At 68.2% G+C, this 15354-nt stretch carries 16 protein-coding genes and 1 pseudogene; 9 read left to right on the top strand and 8 right to left on the bottom strand.

Features of this window, described 5'->3' with window-relative positions; translation table 11 throughout:
• The first annotated feature begins 8 nt into the window (after window positions 1-8).
• The 5 genes from IEX88_RS20735 (at window position 9) to IEX88_RS20715 (ending at window position 6254) form a co-directional block, all read left to right on the top strand.
• Window positions 9-1061, top strand: a complete 1053-nt coding sequence (locus IEX88_RS20735) for a cytochrome-c peroxidase (RefSeq protein ID WP_188854389.1) — start codon at window positions 9-11, stop codon at window positions 1059-1061.
• Window positions 1058-3613, top strand: a complete 2556-nt coding sequence (locus tag IEX88_RS20730; RefSeq protein ID WP_188854388.1) for a two-component system VirA-like sensor kinase — start codon at window positions 1058-1060, stop codon at window positions 3611-3613. The genes IEX88_RS20735 and IEX88_RS20730 overlap by 4 nt, the downstream gene beginning before the upstream one ends.
• The gene (locus tag IEX88_RS20725) at window positions 3610-4335 is read left to right on the top strand and encodes a response regulator (protein ID WP_188854387.1); all 726 of its coding nucleotides are present in this window, start codon (window positions 3610-3612) and stop codon (window positions 4333-4335) included. Before IEX88_RS20730 ends, IEX88_RS20725 begins: the two co-directional genes overlap by 4 nt.
• Window positions 4336-4508: 173 nt before the next feature.
• The gene (locus IEX88_RS20720; protein WP_188854386.1) at window positions 4509-5621 is read left to right on the top strand and encodes an FAD-dependent monooxygenase; all 1113 of its coding nucleotides are present in this window, start codon (window positions 4509-4511) and stop codon (window positions 5619-5621) included.
• A 51-nt stretch (window positions 5622-5672) separates the two neighbouring features.
• A complete protein-coding gene (locus IEX88_RS20715) occupies window positions 5673-6254 on the top strand; it encodes a phosphatase PAP2 family protein (protein WP_188854385.1) in 582 nt (193 codons plus the stop codon).
• Between the two features lie 9 nt (window positions 6255-6263).
• Here IEX88_RS20715 and IEX88_RS20710 read toward each other — a convergent pair whose 3' ends face one another.
• On the bottom strand, window positions 6264-6647 hold the full coding sequence (locus IEX88_RS20710) for a winged helix-turn-helix transcriptional regulator (protein WP_188854384.1): 384 nt from the start codon (window positions 6645-6647) through the stop codon (window positions 6264-6266).
• Between the two features lie 56 nt (window positions 6648-6703).
• Here IEX88_RS20710 and IEX88_RS20705 point away from each other — a divergent pair, with 56 nt between their 5' ends.
• Together IEX88_RS20705 and IEX88_RS20700 are read left to right on the top strand one after the other, a co-directional pair.
• A complete protein-coding gene (locus tag IEX88_RS20705; protein ID WP_188854383.1) occupies window positions 6704-7027 on the top strand; it encodes a nuclear transport factor 2 family protein in 324 nt (107 codons plus the stop codon).
• Window positions 7027-7812, top strand: coding sequence for an SDR family oxidoreductase (locus IEX88_RS20700; RefSeq protein WP_188854416.1), 786 nt, complete (start codon window positions 7027-7029; stop codon window positions 7810-7812). Before IEX88_RS20705 ends, IEX88_RS20700 begins: the two co-directional genes overlap by 1 nt.
• A gap of 111 nt (window positions 7813-7923) precedes the next feature.
• Here the strand turns inward: IEX88_RS20700 and IEX88_RS20695 are convergent, their stop codons facing one another.
• Window positions 7924-8346, bottom strand: coding sequence for a DoxX family protein (locus tag IEX88_RS20695; RefSeq protein ID WP_188854382.1), 423 nt, complete (start codon window positions 8344-8346; stop codon window positions 7924-7926).
• Window positions 8347-8701: 355 nt separating this feature from the next.
• Window positions 8702-9202, bottom strand: a complete 501-nt coding sequence (locus IEX88_RS20690) for a cupin domain-containing protein (protein WP_188854381.1) — start codon at window positions 9200-9202, stop codon at window positions 8702-8704.
• Window positions 9203-9584: 382 nt separating this feature from the next.
• On the opposite strand from IEX88_RS20690, the gene IEX88_RS20685 reads away from it, so the two are divergent.
• Together IEX88_RS20685 and IEX88_RS20680 are read left to right on the top strand one after the other, a co-directional pair.
• Window positions 9585-9920, top strand: a complete 336-nt coding sequence (locus IEX88_RS20685) for a hypothetical protein (protein ID WP_188854380.1) — start codon at window positions 9585-9587, stop codon at window positions 9918-9920.
• Window positions 9921-9998: 78 nt separating this feature from the next.
• Entirely contained in the window at window positions 9999-10865 is an 867-nt protein-coding gene (locus IEX88_RS20680; protein WP_188854379.1) for a methyltransferase domain-containing protein, read from the top strand.
• Window positions 10866-10925: 60 nt separating this feature from the next.
• On the opposite strand, the pseudogene IEX88_RS26895 reads toward IEX88_RS20680, so the two are convergent.
• The 5 genes and pseudogenes from IEX88_RS26895 to IEX88_RS20660 all read right to left on the bottom strand — a co-directional run.
• A pseudogene (locus tag IEX88_RS26895) lies at window positions 10926-11046 on the bottom strand (IS3 family transposase); the annotation flags it as partial.
• A gap of 309 nt (window positions 11047-11355) precedes the next feature.
• Window positions 11356-12213 (bottom strand): ABC transporter permease, encoded by an 858-nt coding sequence (locus IEX88_RS20675; protein ID WP_210319312.1) that lies wholly within the window; start codon window positions 12211-12213, stop codon window positions 11356-11358.
• A 32-nt stretch (window positions 12214-12245) separates the two neighbouring features.
• Window positions 12246-13184: an ABC transporter permease gene (locus IEX88_RS20670; protein WP_188854377.1), complete on the bottom strand. Its 939-nt coding sequence runs from the start codon at window positions 13182-13184 to the stop codon at window positions 12246-12248.
• Complete coding sequence (locus IEX88_RS20665) at window positions 13181-14608, bottom strand: alkaline phosphatase family protein (protein ID WP_188854376.1); 1428 nt, start codon at window positions 14606-14608, stop codon at window positions 13181-13183. The genes IEX88_RS20670 and IEX88_RS20665 overlap by 4 nt, the downstream gene beginning before the upstream one ends.
• Window positions 14605-15354, bottom strand: coding sequence for a glycerophosphodiester phosphodiesterase (locus IEX88_RS20660; RefSeq protein ID WP_188854375.1), 750 nt, complete (start codon window positions 15352-15354; stop codon window positions 14605-14607). Before IEX88_RS20660 ends, IEX88_RS20665 begins: the two co-directional genes overlap by 4 nt.

The following is a 15354-nucleotide window of genomic DNA, read 5'->3' as shown; positions in this document are numbered from 1 at the left end:
GGGGATGGATGCGCAACGCTTTCGGGTGGCTCCTGGGCGTCGTGGGCCTCCTGTCGCTGCCGTTCTTCCTGCTTGCCGGCGACCATGGGTTCGGGGTCTCGGCTGGGGCGCGAAGCGCTGTGGTGGCGCGCCTCCGCTCCGAATGGCCGGAACCGATCAGCCCCCTCTCGCCTGCCCCCGGGGCGAGGGCGGAGCTGGTCGCGCTCGGCGCCAGGCTGTTCTCAGACCGGCGTCTCTCGGCGGGGGCCAGCCTCTCCTGTGCCAGCTGCCATCGGCTCGAAGCGGGCGGCGGAGATGGGAGGCGAAGGGGCGTCGGCATCAATGGCGAAGAGCTTCTCTTCAACGTCCCCAGCATCTTCAACGCCTGGAAGAACTATCGCTACAACTGGCGGGGCAACTTCGCGACGCTGGAGGACCAGAACGAGGCCATCCTCTTGGATCCCCATGTCATGGGCAGTTCGTGGCCGTCGATCCTTTCCGCCCTCGGCCGCGATCTGGACTATGCGGCAGGCTTCCGCGAACTTTTCGGCGAGGCTCCGGACCGGAACGGGGTCCTGGCGGCGCTGGGCGCCTTTCAGCGGTCGCTGACGACGCAAGATGGCCGTTTCGACCGCTATCTCAGGGGCGAGACGGGGGCGATCACGCCGGAAGAAGAAGAGGGATACGCCCTGTTCAGGTCCTATGGCTGCGTCTCCTGCCACCAGGGCGAAAATGTCGGCGGAAACCTGATGCAGCGCTTTCCCCTCTTTCCTCCCGGCCTGGCGCCGACGGAGGGGAAGCCGAGCAGGGCGGCACGGACGGCGGACCTCGGGCGCTTTACCGTGACGGGGCGGTCCGAGGACCGGCAGCTCTTCCGTGTGCCCAGCCTGCGGAACGTGGCCTTGACGGCGCCCTATTTTCACGACGGGCGCGCGGCGACGCTGCCCGAGGCCGTCGGCGAGATGGCAGCGAGCCAGCTGGGGCGTCCCATCCCCGACAGCGATGTCCAGCTGATCGTGAAATTTCTGACGACGCTGAGCGGCGCCCCACCGGGTCGCCCGCCAGCGAACCAGATCCCATGAGCCGCTTGTCGGTTTTTTTTGGCGCCGCGGCCGGGATGCTCGCCATCCTGACGACCCTGTTCGTCCTCAGCATGACCCCGAACGATGCCGAGCATCAGAGAACGCTGGAAGCCTTGCGGTCGATCGACACCAGCAATGCATCGCTGCAGCGCGATGTCCTGCAGTCCCGCAGTTCGATCCTGCGAAGCTACGATCCGCTGGTTCGCAGCCTCGAGGCGATGCGGCGGGCTTCGGACACGCTGCTGAAGGACCTGCGCGGGACGGACCCGCAACTGACGAACGTCGCCGCCGAGCTGCGCACGGCCCTGGACCGCGCCGCGGATCTGGTCGAACGGTTCAAGTCCACGAATGCCGTGATGCAGAATTCGCAGATCATCTTCGGCGACGCGCTGGAGATGGTGAAGGACAGCCTGCCGGGAAAGCACGGCGAGGCGCATGGCCGACTGACCGCTGTCGCCGGGGCCGCCGCCCGCTTCACCCGTGAGCCCAGCGAAGAGAACCAGACGCGGCTCAATCTGGCGCTGAACCGGCTGCATTTCCCGTTCCTCGCCGATTTTCGCGGCCCTCTGGTTCGCGCGCTCATCATCCACGGCCGGATGCTGGCCAACACTTTTCCCATCGTCGACGCGATCGGCGCGGATCTGCAGCGCGTGCCCGTCGCGACCCTCGTGCAGCTTTACCAGGCGCGCTATCTCGAGCTCCACGCGGCGGCATCGGGCCGCGCCGCGCTGTTTCGCGTCGTCCTATACGGCATGGCGCTGATCCTGTGTGCCTATGTGGCCTACCTGTTTGTGCGCCTGCAGCAGAACGCCGCGACCCTGCGCGAACGGCTGGCCCTGGAGGCCGCCATCGCGGCGATCTCGACGCGCTTCATCGACCTCGATCTGAGCAAGCTCTGCCGGGAGATGGAGACGGGGCTGAGCGTTCTCGGCCAACTGGCCGGCCTCGACGAGGCCCGGGTTCTCGTCCGCGACGAGGTGTCCACCGAAGCGCCCCGCTCCGGCGACCCGAAGGACCGAGACAAGACAACGCTTCTCGCGCTGGCCGCAGACTGGCAAGGCAGTGACGAGCCGCATGGCGGGATCGCGGTCGCCAAAGTCTCCGCCTTGCCGATCGGCTCCTGTCGCAACCGGCTCGAGCGTCTCGGCTACCGGTCGTGGCTGGCCCTGCCGCTGCAGAACGCGGAGCGGCAGTTCGGCTACCTCAGCCTGGCCACCCTGTCACGCGAGCGGTCTTGGCCGGCAGACGAAGTCGCCCTGCTGCGCACCGCCGCCGAGATCTTCACCAATGCGCTGCAACGGGCCCGCGGTGATCGGGAGCGGGCCTTTCTGGAGACCCGCCTGGCGGAATCCCAGCGGCTGGAATCGCTCGGTACGCTGGCCGGCGGAATCGCGCATGAGTACAACAACATTCTGGGGGCGATCCTGGGCTATGGCGAGCTGGCTCTCGCGGAGCTGGATGCCGACGGCACGCCACACCGACAGGTCCAGCAGATCGTCCGCGCCGGAAGGCGCGCCCAGACGATCACCGACCAGATCCTGGCCTTCAGCCGCCGCCGCGAAAGCCGTCACCGCCCCATGCGCACGGTCCCGGCGGTCATCGAGGCGCTCGAGCTGGTGCGGGCGTCGCTTCCCCAGACGATCGAGATCAAAACCCGCTTCGGCAACCGCGACGGGGTCGTCCTGGGCGATCCCGCCGAGCTTCAGCAGGTGGTGATGAACCTCTGCGCCAATGCGGCGCATGCCATGGAACGGGAGGGTGTCGTCGAGGTGGCGATCGACGAGGTCAGCATCGTGCGCGGCCGCGAACTCTCGCACGGGCGGCTGCAACCCGGTCGCTACGTCCGTCTCGCGGTTCGCGACAGCGGCCACGGCATGAGCCCCGAGACCCTCCGGCGAATGTTCGAGCCCTTCTTCACGACGAAGACGGTCGGGGAGGGCACGGGTCTCGGCCTCTCGGCCGTGCACGGCATCGTCACGGCCCATAAGGGCATGATCAACGCCGCCAGCGAGCTCGGCAAGGGCAGCCGGATCGAAGCCTATTTTCCCCGCAGCGACCTCCTGCCTGTCGAGGAGGAGGATGCCGCGGCGCTGGATCGCGAAATCCCGCGGGGCGGGGGCGAGGCCATCCTCGTCGTCGACGCTGATGCGCAGCGGCGCATGCTCCTGGAGGAGATGCTGGCGCATCTGGGCTACGAGGCCGTCGGCTTCGGCCAGACGCAGAGCGCCATGGAGGCCCTCGCCCGCAACGGCGACCGGTTCGACCTCGTGCTCCTGGACGAAGGGGTCGTCGGGGCCGGCGGGCATGATTTCCGGCACTTCCTCCGTCATTCCGAGGCGAAGCTGCCCGTCCTCGTCCTGGCCGAGCGCGGCTCGGGTGCCGGCCAGTGCGACGAGAGCGACGCCGGCGGCGAAAGGCTCGAGAAGCCGTTGCGCATGGAAGCGCTCGCTCTGGCGCTGTCGCGGCGGCTGCGGGGCGAGGCTTCCGAAATTCCCACCATCGCAACCAACGGCCCGTCGGACGCGGCGCGCAGCAGGAGGTCGCAGTCATGAGCAGCCGGCATATTCTCGTCGTCGACGACGATCCCGCGATGCGCGATCTCATCGGCACCTATTTCAACAATCACGGCTACGAGGTCAGCACCGCGCCGGATGGTGCGGCCCTGAAGCGCGTGCTCAACACGCGACCCGCCGATCTGATCATCCTCGACCTGCAGCTCTCCAAGGAGAACGGCCTCGACCTGATGCGCGGCATCTCGTCCGACAGCCAGGTGCCGGTCATCATCATCACGGGCCAGCGACGCGACGAGCCGGACCGCGTCGTCGCGCTGGAACTGGGGGCGGACGACTATGTCACCAAGCCCTTCAGCCTGCGGGAGCTGATGGCGCGCGCGCGGGCGGTTCTGCGCCGGTCCGAAAGGGCGGACGGGCGTTCCCGGGAGATCCAGCAGCGGATCCGCTACCGCTTTGCCGGCTTCGAACTCAGCGTCCGCATGCGCCGACTGACCTCGCCCGATCAGACGCTGGTCAAGCTGACGGTCGGCGAGTTCAACCTCCTGACCGCCTTCCTGCGCTCGCCGCAACAGATCCTGAGCCGGGAACAGCTGATCGCGGCGACGCGGATGCACGACGAGGAGGTCTTCGACCGCAGCATCGACGTCCTGATCCTGCGGCTCCGACGCAAGCTGGAGGCCGATCCGAGCCATCCCCAGCTCATCCGGACGGAGCGCGGCGTCGGCTACCTCCTGCACGCCGAGGTCGAGGTCGTGCGCTAGCGCCGGCGTGCCATCGTTTCGTCTGTAGCCGAACGCGGTGCAACTGAAGCGCCTGCGAAACGGGCCGCGTCTATCTCCGGCCGTCAGGCATCGGCGGCGGTCTGCCCCGCCGACACCTCTTCGGACGGTGCCGCGAACCGCGACAACCGCTTTCGAAAACGCGAGGAACAACCGTGAAGATACTCATCGTCGGCGCCGGTCTGGCCGGCCTCTCGCTGGCGCGCGCGCTTCTGTCCCGCGGCATCTCGGCCGACATCGTCGAGCGGCGCTACGACTGGCGGTCACCGGGCTTCGGGCTGTTCCTGCCCGGCAATGCGTCCCGAGCCTTCGGACGCCTCGGGCTCATGCCGCAAATGATCGAGGCGGCGGTGCCGATCCGCCGGCAGGATTTCTACGACCATCGGGGGAGACACCTCAGCAGCATCGACGCCGAGGCCTTCTGGACGGATTGCGGACCCTGCCTCGGCATGCCGCGCTCCGCCCTGCACGCGATCCTGCGGGAATCGGTCGCTGGCCTGCCCATCCGAACCGGCCGGGGCGTCACCGAGCTTCGGCAGATCGCCAACGGCTGTGAGGTGACGTTCGACGACCAGAGCGCCCAGACCTACGACCTTGTCGTGGGGGCGGACGGCCTCCATTCCACGATCCGCCGGCTGGCCATCGATCCCGCGTCGCCGACCTATACCGGCAACGGATGCTGGCGCTTCTTCGCCCGGAACCTTTCGGGCATCGACGCCTGGACGGTCATGGTGTCCAAGGGCCGGACGCTCCTGGCGGAGCCGGTGGACCGCTCGACGCTGTACGTTTACGCCGAGATCACCCAGACGGCGGGCGATCCGCGAGAACGGGCCAGCGGCGCGCAGCTGCGATCCTATTTCGCCGATTTCGCCGCGCCGATCGGGCCGCTGCTCGATCAGCTCCTGCCCGAGACGCCGCTGTATTTCAGCCGCATCGAGACGGTTCAACCGCGGACAAGCTTCAGCGGCCGTGTCGTGCTGATCGGCGATGCGGCGCATGCGACATCCCCCAGCATGGCCGAGGGCGCCGGAATGGCCTGCGAGGATGCCTTGCTTCTGGCCGCCGCGATCGCCGCGCCCGGTGATCTCGACACGGCGCTCGGCTGCTACGCCGCGCGCCGTAAGCCCAGAGTCGATTGGGTCCAGGGACAATCGGAAACCCGCGACCGCCTCCGCCGTCTGCCCGCGGGGATCAGCACCAGGCTGCTGCGCTTCGCCGGCATGCCCCTGTATCGGCACAGCTACACGCCGCTTCTGGCCGAGGCCTGATCCATGCGAGGCAAGGGTCTGGCCGTCTCTTTGCTTGTGATTCTTCCCGTCATGGTCTGGGTCGACACGCCCGTGGCCGCCTGGGTGGCGACCCAGCAGTCCCGCCAGCCCGGCAGCGGGGCCGCGTTCTCGAACTGGCTGGCCCTTCCCGGCGCCGTCCTGGCTGTCGCGGCGGTCCTCGCGGCGCTGGTGGCGCCGACCCGCCCGGGTCGCAGGCGACCCGCCGATCCGGCGCAGCTTCCCGGCCACACCGCGACGCTGGTCCTCGTCTCCGCCGCGGCATCGCTCGCCGCAGCCGCGACTCTCAAGCACCTGATCGGCCGCATCCGACCCTCTGCCGGAGCCGATGCATGGCGCTTCGAGCCGATGGCCTTCGACGATCGTTTCGCCGCCCTGCCGTCAGCGCAGGCCGCCTGTGTCGCCGCCATCGTTCTCGGTCTGGCCATGCGGCTTCCCCGCTGGCGCATGCCGCTCTTCACCGCCGGCGCCGCGGCCTGTCTCGCCCGGGTGGCGGCCGGCGCCCACTGGCCGAGCGACGTCGTCGCCGGCTGGGGGCTCGGCGCGGCGATGGTCCTCGTCACGCAGCTCGGCCTCGTCAGGCGGCAGCGTCGCCCCGGCTCCCGCCGCCGCTGAAGCGCGTCGTCACGGCGTGTGCGTGCCTTCCGGCTTCGCCTCCGCCCATGTCAGGAGCGCGTCCAGCGCCGGGCAGAGCGACTGGCCCCACGCCGTCAGCCCGTACTCGACCTTGGGCGGCACCTGGTGGTGCACGAGGCGCGTGACGATCCCGTCGGCCTCCATCTGGCGCAGTTGCTGGATCAGCATCTTCTGCGAGATGTCGGGGATCGCCCGCTCCAGATCGGAGAAGCGCAGCAGCCGGCCGCCGAAGAGATGGAACAGGATCACCAGCTTCCACCGCCCCTCCAGCATGCGCACGACATGTTCGACGCCGGAGGCGGCCGTAAAGGGCGTGTGCTCGGCGGGCTTACTCGGACGTAAGTACCCTACTTTTTCGTGCGTACTTGTCATTCTCCGAGCTTAGAATGATCTTTGGGGAACCACAACAGCATTTGACAGGAGATGACATGTTAAACGCACCCGAGGCACTAGCCCTCTACTTCGATCTGGCCGCCGACGCCACGATGGCAGAACTCAGCACCGTGTTTACCGACGACGCCGTCGTCTGCGATGAGGCGAGGCACCACCGCGGCCTTCTCGCGATCCGCGACTGGCGCGTCGAGACGATGGCGCGCACGCCGTTCACGGCGCGGCCGCTGTCGGTCGAGCGGCAGGGCGGGGTCCTCGAGGTCCCGGCCAGGGTGACGGGATCGTTCCCCGGCAGCCCGGTGACGCTCACCCATCGCTTCACCCTCCGCGATGGCCGCATCGCAGCGCTGGAGATCGGATGATGGGCGCCGGCTGGATCGATCTCACCGGTCGCCGGGCCGTCGTGACGGGCGGCACCAAGGGCGTCGGCGGGGCCGTCGTTGCCGCGCTGGTCGGCGCCGGTGCCCGCGTCGTGACGGGGGCCCGGTCGAGGCCGGACGATTTGCCGGAGACGGTCGGGTTCTTTGCGGCCGATCTGATGTCTGCCGAGGGCTGCGCCGACTTCGCGCGGTCGGCCGAGACCGAACTGGGCGGCGTCGATATTCTCGTCAACGTCCTCGGCGGATCGAGCGCGCCCGGGGGCGGTTTCGCGGCGCTCAGCGACGAGATCTGGATGAAGGAGATCAACCAGAACCTGATGGCGGCCGTGCGCATCGACCGGGCTCTGGTGCCGGGAATGCTCGAGCGCGGGTCGGGCGTCGTGATCCACGTCACCTCCATCCAGCACGAACTGCCGCTGCCGGAGTCCACCATCGGCTATGCCGCCGCCAAAGGCGCCCTCGCCACCTACAGCAAGGCGCTGTCGAAGGAGCTGGCGCCGAAGGGCGTGCGCGTGGTGCGCGTCTCACCCGGCTGGGTGGAGACCGAAGCTTCCGTTCGTCTGGCCCAGCGTCTGGCCGAGCAGGCCGGGACCGATTATGAGGGCGGCAAGCGCATCATCATGGACAGTCTCGGCGGGATCCCACTGGGGCGTCCCGCCCAGCCGCAGGAGGTCGCAGACCTCGTCGCGTTTCTGGTCTCGCCGCGCGCGGCCTCCATCACCGGGACGGAGGTGGTGATCGACGGCGGAACCGTGCCGACGGTCTGATGCGGCAGGGTTTTTCCCGCTCCCATGGAGGGGTCTGTCCGGACGTCGCGCTCAGAGGGCGCGACGTCCCCCGGCGCATGCCATCGCGACCGCCCTGGTCGCCTGGCGTCTTCAGTAGCCGGATCGCTCGCCGGCGGACCATCCTGCCGGCGAACGGCGGCCGAGACCGGCCGGCAGGAAGGCGCGGACGCGGGGATCGGCCAGCGCCATGCCCAGCCAGATGAGCATGCCGAGGACGAGGCAGATCAGCTGCGGCGGCGATCCAAACCCGTCGATGCGAAAATGGGTGGCGATCGCGCCCCCGAGGAATCCGGTGCAGAGCACCGCCCCGAGCGGCGACAGGCGCGGGATGATCAGGAGGCAGGCGCAGGTCAAGGTGAAGACGGCGAGGCGCGGTCCGCTGTCGGCTGCAAATCCGGAATGCGCCAGGGTTTCGACCATCATCGGTGGCGAAGCCAGCTGGAGAAAGCCGTCGAGAAGGAGGAGGCCGGCGACGATCGTCACGATCGAACGGCCCACGATGGAAGCACGCATTTCAAGAGATCCTTTCTGTCCATGGGAGCCTCGGCGGAGAGGCGAGGAGGGTGGCATCGATGCGAGACGGCCGATCGTCGAGGCCGAGGGGGAGCCGACGATCGATCGTCTGGACGCCGGGATCGGCCGGTCGGGCACCGATCCGGTTCGTCGCGGCGTCAGTCGACCGCCGGCCTGCCGGACGGCAGCGACGGTCCTTGCGCTTTCGGTCCGGCGAAGCCGGGGCTGTCATGGGATGCGGGAATTCCGACGGTATTTCTGGCATTGGCCAGCGGAAGCCACAAGCGCCGGCGATGCTATTGCGGATACCGATCCACACGTTCTGCGGGAATTGGGGCGGCGGCAGGATCGGCCCTCACGGCCTCGGCCGAGGCGACAGGACGGTGTAGACGTCGTCGAAAGGCGGGGGGCCGACGATCGTCGAGCCATCGCTTTCGTTGGATTCCAGCACGGCCGCGAGATCGTCGCCCTTCAAGGAGCCGATGAGCCTGAACGTCTTCTCGAGATTGCCGGGCGCGAAGATGATCAGCATCCGGGCGATCCGGTCCGACAGATTGCACCAGGCGTGGGCCGTACCCCGTTTCACGGTCACGGCCTCGCCCGCCGACAGTTCGACGCTCTGGTCACCGTAAACGAGATGGACATGACCTTCGAGGATGACGAAGTGCTCCTCCTCGTTCGCGTGCACATGCAGGGGAACACCGTTGCGAGGGTCGGCCACGACCTCCAGCATGGTGTAGAGGCCCGCGGTCTCCGCGACCGAGGCCCGGATGATGAAACGCTCGCCGGGCGTCACCTCCCACCATTCACGGGTAAAGTCGGGAGTAACCGGCCCGTTTGGCACTGACATATTCATCCGAATATCTTCCTCGTCTTGTTCGACACGATGCCGAAGCTGGAGGACGCGCGTTACAGCTCCGCTTCGAAACCCGTGCCGGAGTTTCAATCGAAGCCGATGCTGGGGAGAGCGCGCGGCGGGCGAAATCATAACGCCCCCTTCACCGTCGCGCCTGTGGCGGCCGCAATCTGCAACGCTCTGTCGCTCTGAAGTGCCCGTGAAGAACGCAATACCCGGCGTCCAGGGATGGCGCCGGGCCAGGCGAGCGCTGTCGGCGGCCCTTCGCGTTGCGATTGTAGGCAATCACCGCCCCTTCGAAACAGGAAGGCAATCCGCGAGCCGCAAAACCCGGCTCGAAGCAACCCGGACGGGGGGCTCGAGTGAACGTGAGGATTGAAAAATGCACAGACAGATTTCATTCGAACGGTCGGAAATGTCGGCGGTCGGCCAGCGGCGTCCGGCGCAAGGAACCGACGACGCGAAGCGTCACCCGTTGCTGGGCCTGGGAAGATATCTCCTGGCGATGGCGCAGCGTTTCCTGACGGCGCAAAGGACGTTTCTGCGGATTCGGCGCGACGAGGATCTGTTGCGGCAGATGTCCGACCACCAGCTGCGCGACATCGGTCTGGCGAGGCTGCCGGGCGGCCATTTTGCTCCGCTCGGTCGGGATCTCTGGCGGGAGCAACCGGTCCAGAACCTCAACACCGAAACCGGGGCGCCGCGACATCGGCCATGACCGCCAGCGGGGCGCGGCGCGGCGGTAGCCGTGCCTTCCCGTCCACCAAGCCATCATGAATTATGAAGGAGTGTTCCCGTGTCGGAAACCCATGCTCGTCGTATCCAGGATCTCACTCGTTCCGCGCGGATGCTGGCGGTCGTCGGCGCGTCGCTGAAGTTGCAGAACAGCGACGCGGCGGACCCCGCCATCCGTGACCTGATCGACATCGGCGCTGAACTGTCCGCCGGCGCCGGCATCGCCGCACCGGACGAGGCGGACATTGCCCAGCTGCTCACCGCGGCCGAGATGGCCTTTGCCGAGGGGGGCGAACTGCTGCGCCACCCGGATCGCCCCCCGGGCTTTCGGGTCGAGGATCCCGAGCTTCTCCAGTCGATCGGAAGGGCGTCCCGCAGTGCCTTCGACCGCATCCTCGCCCTCGCCGAAACGCGTCCCCTGCTGCGTCAGGCCCTGACGGGTCTGTTTCTCGACGTCGGAACCGGGGTTGGGGGCATTGCGCTCAGAGCCGCAGAAACCTGTCCCGATCTCCATGTCGAAGGGATCGATCGATGGGAATTTGCCCTTGGCCTTGCCGAGAAGAACGTCGCCGCCAGCCCGCATGCCGGGCGGATCTGCCTCACCCATCTCGACGTGAAGGCCCTGACGCCGGGGCCGCGCTATACTCTGGTCTGGCTGCCGACCATGTTCATGTCGCGGGCGGTCCTCGAAAAAGCGATCGACCGGGTCAGGGCGGCCTCCTGTAGCGGCGCTTGGCTCGTTGCCGCGCTCTACACCCAGCCGGACGATGCCTTCATGGCGGTGATGTCTTCCTTGCGCACGCTGCGCGGCGGTGGCGAGGTCACCGATCCCGCGGAAATCGAGGCGCTGCTGGGATCGCGTGGCTATGTCGATGTCGAACGGGATGCCGCCCCGCTGGCGACGTTCGTGTTCGGCCGCCTCTCATAGTCTCGTGCTCCGGGCATTGTGAACCACCCTGGATTCTCGGAGGCTGAACGGTTTGGGTCCTGCGGCGATCGAGGTCACCTCAGGCTGAGCGTCGTCGCGTTCCTCGGCCTCTGCGGGGAATGTTTCCGATAGGCTCGAGGAGTCGGCGGTTGTCGAACCAGTCGACGAGGGTGGCGAACTCGCGGCTTGCCGGTGTGCGACAGCACTCTCTTGGCACAGGGCATGTCCAGGAACTCACCAGGAGCGCTCTCGTGGCACACGCATGACTAAGCAGAGGCGCTCGTGCCCCGGAAAATGATTGCGGTCATGGTACCCAAGCGGCCGATGGGGAGACTGAAGGAAGCAAAGGGTCGTCATGGGAATGGCTGCTTTCCTGTCCGATGCCCGGAAAGCTGAAAGACCGCTTTCGGCCCTTCTATGACGGTGGAGATTCCCTTCGCTGTTGGCTCCTTGTCATCATCCTCACGAAGGAGTGGGTCACAGGCGCTTATTAGCGCTCTGCGGTACGCAGTGTCGGATCGAGCCGGTCACGAAGGTAGTCGCCGAGAAGGCTGACGCCGAGCGTCGTCAGGAAAATCGCAATGCCGGCAGGGATTGCCATCCACCAGGCACTGGCGATGTAGTTGCGGCCCTCGCCGAGCATCAGGCCGAGGCTCGTCTGCGGTGGCTGCACGCCGAGGCCGAGGAAGGAGAGCGAGGTCTCCAGCAGGATCAGTTCGGGAAAGTTCAGCGTCACCTGCACGACGAGGACGCTGAGGATGTTGGGCAGGACATGCCGGAGATAGATCCGGAACGGGTGGATGCCGAGCGTGCGGATCGCGAAGGCATAGCCCTGCCCATTCGCCTGCAGGACGAGGCCGCGCGTCAGCCGCGCATAGACCTCCCAGCCGTAGAAACCGATGACGAACAGGAACAGCTCGAAGCTGTTGCCGAAAAAGGCGAGGACCGCCAGCGCGATGATGAGGAAGGGCATCGAGGCCTGGAAGTCGACCGCCAGCATAACCGTCTCCTCGACCCAGCCGCGAAAATGCGCGGCGAGGAAGCCGAGGAAGGTGCCGACGACCGAGCCGATCAGCGTGCCGCAGAAGGCGATGAGAAGGCTGGAGCGCATGGCGTAGATCAGCCGCGAGAGGACGTCGCGGCCGAGCCCGTCGGTGCCGAGAAGATGGGCCGGGTCGCCGCCGAGAAAGGCCGGCGGCTTCAGGCGCTTCAAGAGGCTCTGCTCGGCATAGCCGTAGGGCGCGATCCAGTCGGCGCCGACGGCGAGAACGAGCGCCAGCACCAGCCAGGCGCTGCAGAGGACGATGACCCACGGCATGCGCCGGCGGCGGCGCGGCGGCGTCGCCATCGCTTCGGCAAGGGTCGTGTCGGTTGCGACGGTCATGCGCGGGCCTCGCTGCGGCCGGAACCGATGCGCGGATCGAGCCAGCCATAGGTGATGTCGACGAGAAAGTTCACGACCACCATGGTGAAGGCGATGAGGAGGACCACCGTCTGCACCACCGCCAGATCGCGCGCGGCGACGGCATTGACGAGCAGCTGCCCGATGCCCGGCCAGGCGAACACCGTCTCGACGACGACGGCGCCGCCGATCAGCGCGCCGATCCTCAGGCCGATCACGGTGACGATCGGGATCCCGGCGTTCGGCAGGGCATGGCCGAGGATGCTGCGGGCGAAGGGAACGCCCTTGGCCCGCGCCGTGCGCATATAGGGCTGGTGCAAAACTTCCAGCAGCGACGAGCGGGTGAAGCGGGCGACCGTCGCAGCATAGCTGGTGCCGAGCGTCACCGCGGGCAGGACCATGTGCTGCCAGGTGCCGATGCCCGAGCTCGGCAGCACTCGCCAAGTCATGGCGAAGAGGAGGATCAGGAGGATGCCGAGAAAGAAGTTCGGCATGGAATGGCCGATGATGGTGAAGGCCATGGTCGCGTGGTCGGTGCCGGTGCCGCGCTTCAGCGCCGCGAGGACGCCGGCGCCGAGCCCGAGGAAGAGCGTCAAAGCGAGCGCGGTGAGGCCGAGCTCCAGCGTCTGCGGGACGCGCTCGAGCACGACGTCGAGCGCCGGCCGGTCGTCGCGGAACGAGACGCCGAAATCGCCGCGCGCGATGCCTGCGACGTAGCGCAGATACTGCTCCGGCAGAGGCCGGTCGAGGCCGAGCATCTCGCGGTACGCGGCGACGACCGCGGCCGGTGCGTCGTCCGGCAGGAGCTGCGTCACCGGATCGCCGGACATGCGAAGGACGACGAAGACGAAGGTCACGGCCAGAATCAGCGTCAGGACGGCGCGCAGGAGCTTGGTGAGGAGAAAGCGGGCGTTCATGCCGGCATCCCGTTCTGTCCCGACGACCAGCCGAAATCTGTGATCGGGCGCCCATCGACGAGCCATTGCTCGACGCCCTGCTCGTAGCCGCCGAGGCGGGCCGACAGCGTCCGCCGGCCGACGGTCGGCGCCGCGCCGTCGCCTGCCGCGAGCGCCTCGGCGAGCGCGCGCCCGCTGGTGCCGTCGGTCGGCAGGCCGAGGATGGTCAGCAGCGTCGGCGCGATGTCCGGCAGCCAGCACGGCGTCTCGGACACGAAGCCGGCGCGGAAGGCGGGTCCGGAACCGGCCAGAACCGTGTGCAGCTCGCCGCGCGTCAGCCCGCCATGAATGCCGCCGCCGGCCTCGATGCCGCCGGTGAAGAGGCAGGATTCCGGCGCGCCTTCCGTCGGCGCCGGGAAGCCACGCAGGGTGAAGGACACCGGCGCCGAGCGGGCATGGCCCCCACCCAAAGCGGATGCGGGCAGCGCGCCGGGAACCGTCCCCTCGGGATCACCCGGCAGTGTGACGAGGATCAGCCCGCAGAAGGGCTCGCGCGCCAGGCGTTCGACGGCTGCGGTAATCGAGCCGACCGTCGGCTCCGGGAGATAGAGGCCCGCGAAGCGGCCGGGCGAGAGCCATGGCGCGTATTCCGGCAGGGCGGCGGCGAGGTCGAGCTTCGCGGAACCGGTGATGTGGCCGTGGTCCGACATGACGACGATGTTTTCGGGCCCGTCGCCCGCTTCCCACCAGTCGAGGATCCGGCCGAAGGCGTCGTCGCAGCCGCGCTGCGCCGCGATCGTCTCGGCGGCGTCGATGCCGAAGCCGTGGGAGGTGATGTCGGGGTCCGACATCCAGAAGATCGAGAGATCCGGCCGATGCTGGGGATATACCATCTCTGTGAGAACCCGCGTCGCATAGTCGATCCGGGCGGTATTGGGCGTCGCACCGGCGGGCACGGGACCGAAATGGTCGGCCGCCTTTTTCATCAGATCCGGCGTGCCGACGCCCGGATAGACCGAGAAGACCGGCTGGCCGAGCCTGGCGGCGCCATAGCTCATCATCGTGGTGGCGCCGGGGGTCGCGGTGGTGACGACGGCAAAGCGCTTGCCGGCGCGCGCCAGGCGCTGGCCGAGGCTCTCGCGGTCGATGAGGAGGCCGAGCGCGTCGGCGCGGGCGAGCGCCTTGTGATCGGCGGTGTTGAACAGGCCGTCCGGCGTCACCGCCCGGTGGATGAACTGGTTGGCGACGAGCCCGTGCAAGCCCGGTGCACAGCCGGTGACGGTGCTGGTCGAGGCGACGCGCGTCTCGCTCGGGAAGACACTGCGGGCGTTGATCATGTCGGACCCGCCGGCGATGAAGCGGGCGAGGCGCGGCATGCGCTCGGCCGTGGCGCGGTCGCGCCTGAGGCCGTCGAAGCAGACGAGAAGGGTCGAGCCGGCGGTCACGCGCTTGCCTCCGGCAGCGACGAGGACAGCGCCAGGCGCGCCGCGACGGGATCGTTGACGAGAAAGCCGGTCGCGCCGTCCGCGGTCATGCGGCGCAAGGCGTCGGCGTCGAATTCGCCGACGTCGCGCGTCGTGCCGTGATGACCGGTGGTCACCCAGACGGGGTGCCCGCGCCCGGTGACGGCGCCGAGGAGGGCGGAAGTCGCGTCGGTTTCCCACAGGCGCAGAATGTCGCCGCCAGCCGCGAAGAACGCATCCTCCTGCGCAGGCTCGGCGAGGAGGCCGAGGATTTTGGCCGTCGTCAGCGCACGGACGTGTTGGACCGTCGCCAGCGTGTGCAGCCCGAAGACCAGCCCGCGGCGCCCCGAGGCGTCCGCTGCGGCGACGAGCCGGTCGAGCAGGTCGGGCCGCTCGTCTTTCACGTCGAAGAGGATCGCCTGACCCGCCGGCAGCGTCGCGAGAAGAATGTCGAGGCTAGGCGCCACCGCCTCCCCGTCCACCGTAACAGCGGCGAGTTCGGCAGCGCTGATGTCGGCAATCGGCTCCGACCGGCCGGCAAGCCGCTGCAGGTCGGCGTCATGGCAGCAGACGAGGACGCCGTCGCTTGTCATGCGGATGTCGGCCTCGACGACGTCGGCGCCGGCCTCGACCGCCGCCCGCCAGGCGGCCGGCGAGTTCTCGCGATGGGCCGAGGAATAGCCGCGATGGGCGACGATGGCGGGCGGAGCAGACGATGGAGCGGGCAT

This window comes from Aureimonas glaciei (assembly GCF_014643375.1).
Lineage (GTDB): Bacteria > Pseudomonadota > Alphaproteobacteria > Rhizobiales > Rhizobiaceae > Plantimonas > Plantimonas glaciei.
The sequence above is the reverse complement of the archived record's forward strand: the minus strand, read 5'-3'. Positions and strand labels throughout refer to the sequence as shown.